This is a genomic window from Embleya sp. NPDC055664 (genome assembly GCF_053618075.1).
Genome location: NZ_JBSHGZ010000050.1, coordinates 1 through 12,700 on the forward strand (window position 1 = coordinate 1; position 12,700 = coordinate 12,700).

The window sequence follows — 12,700 nt, forward strand, 5'->3', positions numbered from 1 at the left end:
CCGCATCGACGCGGATCGGTGCCGCGGCCCCGCCTCACTTCTCCCACATCACGATCTGGTTGCCCCACGGGTCCAGGAACGAGGCGTGGTGACCGCCGAATTCCTCCCAGTAGCACTGCTCCCACAGCGCGGTCGCGCCGAGCAGCACCGCCTTGTTCAGATACTCGCTCGGGGCCGCGTCGACCAGGATGTACACCCGCGAGTGCAGTCCGGAGCGGGGCTGTTGGGGCAGCGGCGCCGGGTCCGGCACCTGGGCGGCCTCGTCGAACAGGCCCAGGTGCAGCCCCTCGCCGGGCACGATCTGGTGGAAGACGCCCTGCGGGCGCGGGTTGATCGTCCAGCCGAACAACTCGCGGTAGAACTCGGTGGTCGCCTGCACGTCGGGCGTGGGCATGTCGACGAAGACCAGGGTGTTGGTCACGGATGGATCCTTTCCGGGGGTTCGGCTACGCCGAAGGGCGGTGCACGGAACGGGGGTTGGGCCGTACCGCGCATGACGAGAAGTCAGACCTGGTGGGCGTGACCATGCGTGAAGTAGGTGCCCTTGTCGCGCCACAGCACGACCTCGTTGCCCCACGGGTCGCGGAACGCGGCGTAGCGGGCCTCGAATTCGGCCCACGGCTTCTCCTCCCACAACACACTCGCCCCGGCCGCGACGGCCTTGTCGAGGTAGGCGGGCGGCTCGTCGACCATCACGTAGATGCGCGGCACCGGACCGACCGCGGGGCGGGCCTCGCGGCGGATACCCAGGTTGGGCTTGACCCCGGGCAGCACCTCGCTGAACTCGTCGGCCGGACGCCGCTTGAACTCCCAGCCGAACAACGCCGCGTAGAAGGCGGACGTGGCCTCCACGTCGGGGGAGGGCAGGTCCATGAAGATCACCGGATTGGGCACGTCGACTCCTCGGAGCGGGTGGGGGTGATGACAGCGGCGGACGCGCGCCGCTGGGCGGCGTCGCCGAGGTCGAGGAAGCGGCGCAGTCCGGCCGCGTACTCGGGGTGGGGCTCGGGGTCGAGCACGGTCATCGCCGGGCGCGGCCAGTCGCCCGCCCGACCGGCCCCGGGCGCGGGCCACCAGCGCGCGCCGGCGCCGGCGGCCAGGGCCGCGCCGTACGCGGCCAAGTCCGTCTCGCCGGGCACCTCGACCGGAACGCCCAGTACCGAGGCCTTGATCGAACACCACAGCGCGCTGCGCGCGGGCGAGCCGGCGCACACCAGGGTGTCCAGGCGAACTCCCTGCGCAGCCAGGCCGGTTGCGATGTGCGCCAGGCCGTACGCGGTGCCTTCCAGGACGGCGCGGGCCAGTTCGCCCGGACCGCTGTCCGAGGTCAGGCCGAAGACCTCGCCGCGCAACTCGCGGTTCCAGCGCGGCGCGCGCTCGCCCTCGAGGTAGGGCAGGACCATCACGCCCCGCGCGCCCGGCGGTACCTCGGCGGCCAGGGCCAACAGGTCGCGGACCTCGCGCCCGGTGAGGTCGCGCAGCCACTCCAGGATCAGCCCGTGCGCGGCGACCGGCCCGCCGACGATCTCGACCCCGGGCACCGCCGCCGGCAGCGCGTACGCGTCGGCGGCGGGCGAACCGGCGGCCACCGCCACGGCCAGCCCACCGGTGCGCCCGCCGGGGTCCAGGGCTCGCCCGGGGCGATCCAACCCGCCCGCCCAGAACGCCAGATAGGCATCCTGCGCACCGGCCACCAGCGGGGTGCCCGCCGCCAGATCGTGCCCGGTACCCAGCACGCCGACCACGGACCCGGTGGCGACCACCGGTCCGTAGTCGCCCAGCGCCGGATCCCCCGGCCACCGCGCCTGCGCCCGACCCGCGCCGAACCGGGCGGCCAGCCAGTCGTACAGCTGCCAGGCCCGCACGTCGGGCCCGTGCTCGGCGCGCAACGCCGCGTACTGGGCGTGGTGTTGCTCCACGGGCGAGCCGGTAGCCCCCGCCGGATGCCGACAGGTCAGCGCGGCAACCCCGGAGCCGACGCCGGAGCCGACACCCGAGTCGACCCCCGAGCCCACGCCCGGCGCCTCGATCCCCCCGACCACGGTCGTCGGGCTCTGCCCGCCCAGGCACAGCGCGGCGGGACGGGCCGCACCGGGCACCAGCGCGCGCAGTTCGGCCAGCGCCTGCGTGGTCGCGGCCAACCAGGCGTACGGATCGGCGTGCCCGGGGCGCCAGTTCGCCGCCCCGGGGTAGCCGGCGGAGGTACCGCCCAGGACCGCGCCGTCGGGATCCAGGGCCAGCGCGCGGACCGAGTTGCTGCCGACGTCGACGCCGACCACCACGGAGGAGGTGCCGGGCATGCTCAACCGCCCACGAGGACACGGTAGACGGGCGACTTCGCGGCCAGCCGGAAGGCCGCGTCCACGTCGGCGAGCGGATAGGTGGCGGTGACCAGCGCGTCCAGGTCGGCCGCCAGCCGGCCGGAGCCGATGATCGCGGCGGCCTCGGTCCAGTCCTGCGGCTCCTGGCTGTACACGCCGACGATGCTCAGTTCGTGATGGTGGATCAGGTCCGGCCCGACCCCGGCGAGCACCTCCTTGGGGAAGGCGCCGAACAGCACCACCGTGCCGCCGTCGTCGCACAGGGACAGCGCGCCCTCCAGGGCGCCCGGGGCGCCGGCGGTGACGAACACGACGTCCTGCCGGCCGCCGGTCTCGACGGCCTGCTCCGGGGTGCTCGTCCAGTCCGCGCCGGCCGCGCGGGCCTCGGCCAGGCGTTCCTCGCTGATGTCGATCAGGCCGACCGACGCGGCGCCCTTGAACCGGGCCAGGGCCAGGTGCAGGCGGCCCATGAACCCGGCACCGATCACCGCGACCCGATCGCCCGCGCGCAGTCCGCCGAGCCGGGCCGAATGTGCCACACAGGCCAGCGGTTCGCCCATCGCGGCGTGCGCGATCGGCGCCGAGCCGGTGCGAAACGCCTGGAGCGCCTTGACCTTGACGAACTCGGCGAAGCCGGCGCCCATCGAGATGGTCCCGTCCGCGAGCGCGCCGCCCTGCGGCTGCTTGCACAGCGCACTGCGTCCGCGCCGGCACGAGGTACAGGTGCCGCAGCGGGTGAGCAGGTCGACGGTGACCGTATCGCCGACCGCCGCGACCCCGGGCAGCCCGGCCACGGCGGCGCCCACCGCGACCACCTCGCCCGCCACCTCGTGGCCGGGGGCGACCGGGTAGATCGGCTTGGTGCCCAGGTAGAGCCGGCGCTCCATGGTGCACATGCCGGTACGGCCGACGCGCACCAGCACGTCGTCGGGGCCGACCTCGGGGACCGGCTCCTCGCGCAGGTCGACCTGCTCGGGCGCGGTGACAACGGCAACTCGCATGGGGGCTCCTCGACTTCGCGGGAAGGCTGCGGCGGAAAAACAGCGGGGAAGGCGTTCAGTACGCCCGCAGGGTCGGCCAGCGCGCACGCAGCGGCACACCCGCCCGGGCGAGCAGCGCCTCGGAGGCGTGCGCGGCGGCGGTGCGCAGGGCACGCTCGTCCACCTCGACGCACGCGTGGTCGCGCACCACGATCCGGCCGCCGACCAGCACGTCGCGCACCGAACGCCCGTCGGCGGACCACACCAACTGCTGCGCGACATCGCCGCGCGGGGTCCACTGCGGGCCGGTGGCGTCGTGCACCACCAGGTCGGCGTATTTGCCGGGCTCCAGCGAGCCGATCCGGTCGGCCATGCCGATCGCCTCGGCGCCGCCGATGGTGGCCAACTCCAGCGCCTCGGCGGCACCCGGTCCGGTGGGGTCGAGCGCCATGTCCTTGGCCAGCCCCACCGCGAGCGCGGCGGTACGCAGCAGGTCGGCCGCGTCGGCGGCGTTGGCTGCGTCCGTCCCGAGCGCGATTCGCCCGCCGCGGCGCAGCAGTTCGGCATGCCGGCCGGCGCGGGTGACGCCCTGGCCCAGGCGCAGATACGCCCACGGGCAGTAGGCGACCGCCGTGCGGGTGGCGAGCAGCGCCTCGACCTCGGCGTCGTCCAGCCACACCGCGTGGGCGAGCAGCAGATGCGGTCCGAGCACGTCGAGCGAGGCCAAGTGCAGCGCGGGCCGGCGGCCGGTGCGGCGCAGGTAGTCCTCGGGGTCGGCGCCGGAGGGGGACAGGTGCATCGTCATCCGGGCGCCGCTCGTACGGGCCAACGCGGCGGCGCCGGCGAGCAGTTCGTCGGAGGCCAGGCCGTGCCCGACCAGCGTGACCCACCCCTCGACCCGGCCGCCGGCCGGGTGGGCGTCGACCAGCGCGGCGAGCCGGTCCAGCACCTCGCCGGCCGGCGCGGCGAACGGCGCGCCGGGCACGTCCCACCCCCAGGCGCCGATCCCGCCCCGGATGCCCACCTCGTGCATCGCGGCGGCCACCCGCTCCGGGTGCGCCACGGTGCCCGCCTCGATCACGGTGGTCACCCCGTTGCGCAGGCTCTCCACGCCGGCCAGCAGTGCAGACAGTTCGTCGTCGGCGGGCAGGTGTGCCGCGTGCAGCGGCACCGCCCAGGTGTCGACGGAGGCACCCGGCGGCAGGTCGTCGGGGATGCGTGCGCGGGCCAGCGGGTCGCCGGTCTGGTGCAGGTGGGCGTTGACCAGGCCGGGGGTGACGACGCAGTCGCTCGCGTCCAGTTCGGGGGTGCCCGGCCAGCGGGCGCGCAAATCGGACGTGGCGCCGACGGCCACGATGCGCTCCCCGGCGACGGCGACCGCGCCGCCGAGCAGCACCTCGCGGCGCGGGTTCATGGTGACCACGTCACCGCCCGCGACCAGCAGCTCCGGCCGGGCCGGCCCGGGGCCGCTCATGTTGTTCTCACCTGCGCAGTCGCCATGTCTGGGGACACTAGGCCCGGCGCCGGCCGCCGGCATCGTGGCCCGGAGCACAATCAAGTGCGCCCAGTCCATGCCGGGAACACAATGCGAGCACAGGCCGACGGGGGAAAACCTGGCCCGGTGCCGTGTCGGGCGAGGCTTCCAGGTTGCGGCGCCCGACACGGCTCGCGCCGCTCCGGCGGACCCGCCGGGACCCATGGGCCTACTGGGACCCGCCAGGGCTCACCGGGACCCACCGGGCCTACCGGACCGGCCGGGGCCCATCCACCGCGTCGAGGGAGTTGCCCACATGACCGACGACACCAGCACCGGCGAGCCGCGCATACGTGCCGATTGGCTGCGCTCGGATCCGTACCCGCAGTTGATCGCCGGCCGGGAATCCTTCGACGGCGAGGCGCGGCCGGTGGTCGACCCCTCCACGGGCGGGCACCCGGCGTCCTGGCTGGCGGCGACCGACGCCGAGGTCGAGGCGGCGATCGTCGCGGCGCGCAGCAGTTTCGACGCCGGAGTGTGGCGCCGCATGCCGGGGCCGCGCAAGGCGGAGGTGCTGGAGGCGGTGGCCGCGGCGATCCGCGCGGACGCGCCCCGACTGGCGGCCCTGGAGGCGATGGACACCGGCAAGGCGGTCTCGGGGGCGTTGACGAACGACGTCTACGAGGCGGCCAACGCGTTCTCCTACGCCGCGGCGATCTGTCGCACCGCGCACGGCGACGTGCGGCGCTCGTCCTTCCCGCCCGAGTTGTTGCCCGGCGGCGGCCCGGACCTGCTGACCCTGCGGCTCGGCGAGCCGGCCGGCGTGGTGGTCGAGTTGTTGCCGTGGAACGGCCCGTTGATGACGGGCAGTCAGCGGATCGCCTCGGCGCTGGCGGCCGGCTGCTCGATCGTGGCCAAACCGCCGGTCGACGCGGTGGTCACATTGGTCGAGCTGGGCCGGTTGCTGACCGGTGCGGGGCTGCTGGCCGGGGTGCTGAACATCGTGCTCGGCCCCGGCGCCACGGTCGGCGAGCGGCTGATCACCGATCCCAGGATCGACCTGATCAGCCTGACCGGCGGCACCGACACCGGCCGGCACGTACTGGCCGCCGCCGCGCGCAACCTGACCCCCGTACATCTGGAGCTGGGCGGCAAGTCGCCGGTGGTGGTGTTCGACGACGCCGACTTGGACCAGGCGGTCGGTTGGGCGATGATGGCCGCGTTCGTGAACATGGGCGAGGTGTGCGTCGCGGGCAGTCGGCTGCTCGTCCAGGAGTCGGTGTACGAGCGGGTGGTGGAGGCGGTGGCGGCGGCCGCGGCGTCCCTGCCGGTGGGCGACGCGCTGCATCCGGACACCTTCATCGGGCCCCTGATCAACCCCCGCCACGCCGACCGGGTCCGGGGCTTCGTGGACCGGGCCCTGGCCGCCGGGGACGCCGCCGCGGTCGGCAAACCGATGCTGCCCGACGGCCTGCCGCAGACCTATGTCGCGCCGACCGTGCTCGGTCGGGTTCGGCGCGGGTGCGAGGTGGAACAGGAGGAGGTGTTCGGGCCGGTGCTCGCCGCGATGTCGTTCGCCGACGAGGCGGAGGCGGTGGCGCTGGCCAACGGGACGCGGTACGGCCTCAACGGCACCGTATTCACCCGGGACATCGAACGTGCGTTCCGATTCGCGGACGCGCTGGACTGCGGCGAGGTCAATGTGAACTGTCACTTCGCGCCGGACATGAACGGCGGACGCGGCGAGCCGCGCCGGGCCAGCGGCTTCGCCAGGACCGGGGTGGACGCCTACACCCGCACCAAGGCGGTGAACGTCCAGGTGCACAGCGGGTGAAGCGCCGGGTTGTGCTCGGGGACCAATGACCACACCTGACCGAGCTTCATACCTTCTGATTGTCAGACCAACAGCCTGACCCACACCCTGAGGAGGCCCGATCGTGGCCGTTACCGGGATGAACCACGCGGTGCTGTACGTGCGCGACGCGCACAAGACCGCCCGGTTCTACAACGAGGTGCTGGATTTCGTCACCGTCATCGACGGCCCGCCCGGGAGCTACGTCTTCATGCGGGCCCCCGCGTCGAAGAACCACCACGACATTGCGTTCTTCACCATCGGTGCCGAGGCCGGCGAGTCCCAGGCCGGTCGGCGCACCGTGGGGATGTACCACATCGCGTGGGAGGTCCCCACCCTCGACGACCTGGACGAGGCCCGCCAACGCCTCGCCACCGCGGGTGCGTTGATCGGCGCGAGCGACCACGGTGCCAACAAGAGCCTGTACGCCAAGGACCCCGACGGCCTCGAATTCGAGGTCATGTGGCTGGTCCCGCCCGAGTACTGGGGCGACGAGGAACACGAGGCGATCATCCGCCCACTGGACCTGGACGCCGAACGCGAGCGGTTCGCGCACCTGGCGGGCGAGTAGTGCCCTTGCGGGCACCGGGGGAGCGGATCCCGTTCGCCAAGGTCGCGCGCCGCACGATCTCCGAGGAGGTCCGCGACGCGCTCCTGGCGAGCGTGCGCGAGGGCGACCTGCGACCGGGCGCCCAACTGCCCCCGGAACGCACGCTGTGCGAGCAGTTCGGGGTGGCCCGCACCTCGGTGCGCGAGGCGATCCAGGGCCTGGTCTCGCTGGGCTGCCTGGTCAAGCGGGGCAACCGCTTCTATGTCGCCGAGCGGCTGCCCGGGGTTTCCTTCGACGCGGCCGACGGCCGCAAGCTGCGCGTGTCCGAACTGTTCGAGGTACGCCAGGTGACCGAGGTCGCCATCGCCCGACTGGCCGCGCTGCGCGCCGAGCCCGACCAGCGGGCCGAGATCGGCGAACTGGCAGCCGGATTCGACCCGTCGATGAGCCTGGAGGCGTTCCGCCGCCAGGACCGCCGCTTCCACGCGGCACTGGCCCGCGCGTGTGGCAACACCACGCTGCGCGAGTTGTACGCGAAGGTGCTCGACGCGGTATTCGCGTCCGGCGACTTCGCCTCGCTCCTGGCCGCCGAGGGCAACGCCGAGGCGGTCCGTCAGGTGATCGCCGAGTCCTGTCGCTCGCACCGCGGCATCGCCGAGGCGGTCGCCGCCGGCGCCCCCGATGCCGCCGCCCACGCCGCCGCCGAACACCTCGGCGAAGTGGAACGACAGATGACCGCCCGGATGTTCTAGACCCGCCGTTCGAGACCCGCGCCGAGCCACACCCGGCCGGCACCGGCACGGCACCGGCACCGGTACGGCAACGGCACGGCACCGGCACGACACCGGCAACCGGTACGGCACCCGGGCGGACCCCGGCGCGGTCCCCACCCGAGCCGGCTCGCCCGCCACCTCCCCCACGACCGTGCACACCACCCGGAGAGGACCGCATCGAGATGAGCGACACGCAACGCGTCTGGGCCTTCGACGACGCCGAGTTCGTCGAGGTCAAGCCGGGATTCCGGCGCCGGGTCTACACCGGCGACGAATTGATGCTGACCCTGTGGCGGATCCGCGAGGGATGCGGCCCCACCCCCTACGACGACCATCCCGACCACGAGCAGTACGGCATGGTGCTCAAGGGCAGGCTCGACTTCCGGATCGACTCGGACGAGCGACGGGTGCTCGGCCCCGGCGACGTCTACTGGGCGCCCAAGGGCTGCGACCACGGGGACAGCCTGTTCATCGGCGACCCCGAGCACGGCGAGACCTGGATCCTGGACATCTTCACCCCGCCGCGCGACGAGTACCGCTGACGCCCCACCCGCCCGGAGCCACCCGCACGACGTCCCCGTACCACCGCAACACCCCACCACTGTCGGACGGTTGCGCTCGCCGCAGGCACCGCGCACCGACCCCCACCCGCTTCCGGGCCGGATTTCCCCGCGCAACCGGAACGGGTTCCTCCGCCGGACCGACATCCCACCCCGGCCCGCGGCCGCACACCCGGCAACGGCACGCCCACCGTGCCCGCCCGGATCGCCGCGTACCCGTCGGTCCGTGTCGAACCAACGCGCCCTGATTCGTCTGGAGACCTTCCGATGAAGAACATGGTTCGAGTCATCGCGGCCTCGGTCATCATACCGGGACTGCTCCTCACCGCCTGTGGCGGCGGTTCCTCCTCGTCCTCCACCACCCCCGCCGGGGCGCCCGCCTCGGCCGGTGCCCCCGGCGCCGGCACCCTCCCCGCCAACGAACCCGACGTGAACAAGGACAAGAAGGTCGTCATCGGGGTGATGAGCCCCGGCGACACCAAGGACAAGGGCTACTACCAGAGCTTCGTCGACGAGGCGAACACCTATGCCACGGCGAACGGTTGGAAGCTGGTGGTGGTCGACAAGATCAACCCGGCCAACGCCGTGCAGCAGGCGCGCAACCTGTGTCGGCAGAAGGTCGACATGATCGCCATCGGCGCCAGCGAACTCAAGGACGCGCTCAGCGCCGCCAAGGAACCCCAGTGCAAGGGCACCACCTGGTACATCAGCGGCGGGCAGGGCGTGACCCAGACCGCCGAGTTCACCCAGTCGCTCGACTACATCAACGAGTCGCTGTACGTGGCCGGTTACGCCGCCGGACTGGTCCTCAAGGAGAACGGCGGCAGGAAGGCCGGCTACATCACCGGCCCCGACCTCCAGTTCGCCCGCGACGTGGCCAAGGCGTTCGAGGCCGGCATCAAAAAGGTCGTGCCCGACGCCGAGATGGTGCAGACCTACACCGGCGACTTCAACGACTCCGGCAAGGCCAAGGAAGCCGCCCAGGCGCAGATCAGCCAGGGCGTCAAGGTGATCTACCCCTACCTCGGCGGCGCCACCGACGTGGTCACCCAACTCGCCAACGAGAAGGGCGTCCCGGCGCTCACCCCCGGCACCGACCGCTGCGGCACGCCCGGCGCGCAGTACGCGATCTCGGTGATCTTCAGCCCCGGTGCCTACTTCGCCGGTGCCCTGGAGGACTTCAAGAAGGGCACGTTGCGGATGGGCGTCGCCCGCGAGTGGCACCTGGGCAAGGACCCGGTCCCCACCGTCAAGCTCTGCAAGCCCACCGGCGACCAGGCGCAGCAGCTCCAGACGCTGATCCAGGACATCGGCAGCGGGAAGGTGAAGGTCGATGAGGCCGTCGCCGCAGGCAAGTGACACCGCCGTGACCGCCTCCCGACCGACACCCGAGCCCGCGGCCCCCTCCCTGGATGGGCCCGCCGAACACCCCGGCGCCGCCTCGGTGCTCACCGTCCCCGTCGTGCAACTGCTCGGCATCGGCAAGCGGTTCGGCGCGGTGCGCGCCTGCGACGACGTCTCGCTGCGGGTTCGGGCCGGGGAGATCCACGGCCTGCTCGGCGAGAACGGCGCGGGCAAGAGCACGCTGATGAAGATCCTGCTCGGCCTGGTCGTCCCGGACACCGGACGGATCGTGCTGCGCGGCACCGAGACCACCATCGCCGACCCCTCGGCCGCGGCGGCGCACGGCATCTCGATGGTGCACCAGCACTTCAGCCTCGTGGACCGGCTCAGCGTGTGGGAGAACGTGGTGCTCGGCGACCGCGGCCAGGTCGACCGGGACCGGGCGCGCACGCTGGTGCGCGAGGTCGGCGACCGCTACGGCCTGCGGGTGGACCCCGACGCGTGCGTCGAGGACCTGTCCACCGGCGAGCGGCAGCGGGTCGAGATCGTCAAGTGTCTGCGCCGCGACCCCGGGGTGCTGATCCTGGACGAGCCGACCTCGGTACTCACCCTGGAGGAATCGCGCGAACTGTTCACCGTGCTGCGCCGGGTGGTCGCCGACGAGGGCAAGGCGGTGATCCTGATCAGCCACAAGCTGGACGAGATCGTGCACGCCACCGACCGGGTCACCATCATGCGCCAGGGGCGCGTGGTGGCCAGGCGGGCCACCGCCGACACCGATGTCCGGGCGCTGGCCCGGGAGATGGTCGGGCGCGAACTGTCCAAGTGGACCGCCGCGTCCGCGGTCGGCGCGCTCGACGCGCTGATCGAGCCCGGCACCGGCGAACCGACCGGCGGCACCGCGGTGTTGGACGTCCGGGAACCAGCGGCGGCCCCCGCCCCCGAGCCGCGTCCGGCGGCCGGCGAGGTCCGCCTGCGGATCACCGACGCGCATGCCCGGGCCGCCGACCGGCGCCCGCTCCTGCGCGGGCTGAGCCTGGAGGTCCGCGCGGGGGAGATCCTGGGCATCGCGGGTGTCGAGGGCAACGGCCAGGCGGCACTGGGCGATCTGCTCTCCAGCCTGCTGCCGCTGGACGCCGGCCGGGTGGAGGTGTGCGGCAGTGCCGTCGCCGCCGGCCGGCCCGGCGCGATGCACGCCGCCGGGGTCGGCGTGGTGCCCGAGGACCGACACGTGTCGGGTTGTGTGCTCGACATGTCGGTCGCGGAGAACCTGATGATGGCCGACCTGTCCTCGGTGACCCGCCGGGGACTGCTCAGCCGGCGCCGGATGGCCGAGCGGGCCCGGCGATTGATCGAGGAGTTCGAGATCGCTACCCCCTCGCCGGACACCCCGATGCGGCAACTGTCCGGCGGCAACCAGCAAAAGGTGGTACTTGCCCGCGAACTCGCCGGCAAACCCAGGGTGTTGGTGGCCGCGCAGCCCACCCGGGGCCTGGACATCGGCGCCATCGAGTACATGACCGAGCGGCTGCACGCCGCCGCCCGGGAGGGCATCGCGGTCCTGCTCCTGTCCACCGAACTGGGCGAGATCCTCACCCTCTCGCACCGCGTCGCGGTGATCCACCGGGGCGCCGTCGTCGGCGAGATGGACCGCGCCGACGTCGACACCGAGCGACTGGGCCTGATGATGGGAGGCCAGGCGGCATGACGTCGACCACCGGGACGCTGATCTCCGAACCACCACCCGCCGTCGCGGAGCCCGAACCCGACGCGCGCCGCCGACCCCGACTCGCCGACCTGGGCACCCCGCTGCTCTACCTGCTCTCGCTGTCCACCGCACTGGCCCTGGCCGGCCTGCTGATCGCGCTGGTCGGCCAGTCCCCGTGGGACGCGGCGAACGCGATGTACGACGGGAGCCTGGCCGACGGCGCGGCCATCGGGCAGAGCATCGACCAGGCCGCACCGCTGCTGCTGGTCGCCGTCGGCTCGGTGATCGCCGCCCGTGCGGGCATCTTCAACATCGGCCAGGAGGGCCAACTGCTGGTCGGCGCCGCGGTCGGCGCGGCGATCGCGCTGTTCACCCCGGGCCCGGGACCGCTGGTGCTGACCCTGGCCCTGCTCGGCGCGGCCGTCGGCGGCGCGTTGTGGGCCGGCATCGCCGCGCTGCTGTTCTACTGGCGCGGCGTCGCGGTGGTGATCAGCACGCTGCTGCTGATCTTCGTCGCGAACCAGGCCGTCTCGTACGCGGTCAACTCCCCTTCGCTGCTGCGCGAGAAGGCGGTGGCGGGGCAGGTCACCACCTCGCAGACCGACATGCTGGCCGAGTCGGTCTGGCTGCCCCGGATCGGCGAATACCCCGACTTCAACATCGGCGCGGGCATCTTCGTCGCGCTGGTGTTGGCCGTGGGCACCTCCCTGGTCCTGGTCCGCACCCGCCTCGGCTTCCGGCTGCGCATGCTCGGGCTCAACCCCAAGGCCGCGCATCGGGCGGGCGTGGGCGCGGTGTTGGTCGGCGGCGGTGCGCTGCTCGCCTCCGGCGCGTTCGCCGGCCTGGCCGGCGGCGTGATGCTCACCGGCAACGGCCACCGCATGCAGGACGGCTTCGCCGACAACGTCGGCTTCGACGGACTGCTCGTCGCGCTCGTCGCCCGGGACAAGCCGCTGCTCGCCGTGCCGGTCGCGCTGTTCTTCGGCGCGCTGCGCGCGGGCGGTGGATTCCTGTCCGCCACCGGGGTTCCGCGCTACATCGTCGCCGTGGTCACCGCGCTGATGGTGCTGGCCACGGTGTTCCCCGCCGCCTACGCCGAGGTGCGACGCCGTCGTACCGCCGGCGCGGCCTGAGACCG

At 73.1% G+C, this 12,700-nt stretch carries 12 protein-coding genes; 7 read left to right on the forward strand and 5 right to left on the reverse strand.

Translation table 11 applies throughout. From position 1 onward, the window contains the following. Positions 1-34: 34 nt before the first annotated feature. The 5 genes from ACWGR4_RS43885 to ACWGR4_RS43905 all read right to left on the reverse strand — a co-directional run bounded on the left by ACWGR4_RS43885 (position 35) and on the right by ACWGR4_RS43905 (position 4,775). A complete protein-coding gene (locus tag ACWGR4_RS43885) occupies positions 35-421 on the reverse strand; it encodes a VOC family protein (RefSeq protein ID WP_380011801.1) in 387 nt (128 codons plus the stop codon). 83 nt (positions 422-504) lie between these two features. Beyond that, positions 505-894 (reverse strand): VOC family protein, encoded by a 390-nt coding sequence (locus ACWGR4_RS43890; RefSeq protein WP_126638600.1) that lies wholly within the window; start codon positions 892-894, stop codon positions 505-507. Continuing rightward, positions 879-2,300: an FGGY-family carbohydrate kinase gene (locus ACWGR4_RS43895; RefSeq protein ID WP_452133087.1), complete on the reverse strand. Its 1,422-nt coding sequence runs from the start codon at positions 2,298-2,300 to the stop codon at positions 879-881. The genes ACWGR4_RS43890 and ACWGR4_RS43895 overlap by 16 nt, the downstream gene beginning before the upstream one ends. Positions 2,301-2,302: 2 nt before the next feature. After that, on the reverse strand, positions 2,303-3,322 hold the full coding sequence (locus tag ACWGR4_RS43900; protein WP_452133088.1) for a zinc-dependent alcohol dehydrogenase: 1,020 nt from the start codon (positions 3,320-3,322) through the stop codon (positions 2,303-2,305). 55 nt (positions 3,323-3,377) lie between these two features. After that, complete coding sequence (locus ACWGR4_RS43905; protein ID WP_452133089.1) at positions 3,378-4,775, reverse strand: amidohydrolase family protein; 1,398 nt, start codon at positions 4,773-4,775, stop codon at positions 3,378-3,380. Positions 4,776-5,091: 316 nt separating this feature from the next. Here ACWGR4_RS43905 and ACWGR4_RS43910 point away from each other — a divergent pair, with 316 nt between their 5' ends. The 7 genes from ACWGR4_RS43910 (at position 5,092) to ACWGR4_RS43940 (ending at position 12,695) form a co-directional block, all read left to right on the forward strand. Then, positions 5,092-6,609: an aldehyde dehydrogenase family protein gene (locus ACWGR4_RS43910; RefSeq protein ID WP_452133090.1), complete on the forward strand. Its 1,518-nt coding sequence runs from the start codon at positions 5,092-5,094 to the stop codon at positions 6,607-6,609. A 103-nt stretch (positions 6,610-6,712) separates the two neighbouring features. Further along, positions 6,713-7,198, forward strand: coding sequence for a VOC family protein (locus ACWGR4_RS43915; protein WP_380011786.1), 486 nt, complete (start codon positions 6,713-6,715; stop codon positions 7,196-7,198). 5 nt (positions 7,199-7,203) lie between these two features. After that, positions 7,204-7,929: a FadR/GntR family transcriptional regulator gene (locus tag ACWGR4_RS43920; RefSeq protein WP_160161488.1), complete on the forward strand. Its 726-nt coding sequence runs from the start codon at positions 7,204-7,206 to the stop codon at positions 7,927-7,929. 203 nt (positions 7,930-8,132) lie between these two features. Beyond that, positions 8,133-8,492 carry a cupin domain-containing protein gene (locus ACWGR4_RS43925; RefSeq protein ID WP_380011780.1) on the forward strand — a complete coding sequence of 120 codons (360 nt, stop codon included), beginning with the start codon at positions 8,133-8,135 and terminating at the stop codon, positions 8,490-8,492. 294 nt (positions 8,493-8,786) lie between these two features. Further along, positions 8,787-9,869, forward strand: a complete 1,083-nt coding sequence (locus ACWGR4_RS43930) for a BMP family ABC transporter substrate-binding protein (protein WP_452133091.1) — start codon at positions 8,787-8,789, stop codon at positions 9,867-9,869. Positions 9,870-9,876: 7 nt separating this feature from the next. Further along, positions 9,877-11,562: an ABC transporter ATP-binding protein gene (locus tag ACWGR4_RS43935; protein ID WP_452134325.1), complete on the forward strand. Its 1,686-nt coding sequence runs from the start codon at positions 9,877-9,879 to the stop codon at positions 11,560-11,562. Next, entirely contained in the window at positions 11,559-12,695 is a 1,137-nt protein-coding gene (locus ACWGR4_RS43940; protein WP_380011771.1) for an ABC transporter permease, read from the forward strand. The genes ACWGR4_RS43935 and ACWGR4_RS43940 overlap by 4 nt, the downstream gene beginning before the upstream one ends. Positions 12,696-12,700: the final 5 nt, after the last annotated feature.

What these genes read in the sequence shown, in the direction of transcription:
- ACWGR4_RS43895 (WP_452133087.1), bottom strand. Translation starts at nt 2,300, where the DNA reads ATGCCCGGCACCTCCTCCGTGGTGGTCGGCGTCGACGTCGGCAGCAAC.
- ACWGR4_RS43900 (WP_452133088.1), bottom strand. Translation starts at nt 3,322, where the DNA reads ATGCGAGTTGCCGTTGTCACCGCGCCCGAGCAGGTCGACCTGCGCGAG.
- ACWGR4_RS43905 (WP_452133089.1), bottom strand. Translation starts at nt 4,775, where the DNA reads ATGAGCGGCCCCGGGCCGGCCCGGCCGGAGCTGCTGGTCGCGGGCGGT.
- ACWGR4_RS43910 (WP_452133090.1), top strand. Translation starts at nt 5,092, where the DNA reads ATGACCGACGACACCAGCACCGGCGAGCCGCGCATACGTGCCGATTGG.
- ACWGR4_RS43925 (WP_380011780.1), top strand. Translation starts at nt 8,133, where the DNA reads ATGAGCGACACGCAACGCGTCTGGGCCTTCGACGACGCCGAGTTCGTC.
- ACWGR4_RS43930 (WP_452133091.1), top strand. Translation starts at nt 8,787, where the DNA reads ATGGTTCGAGTCATCGCGGCCTCGGTCATCATACCGGGACTGCTCCTC.
- ACWGR4_RS43940 (WP_380011771.1), top strand. Translation starts at nt 11,559, where the DNA reads ATGACGTCGACCACCGGGACGCTGATCTCCGAACCACCACCCGCCGTC.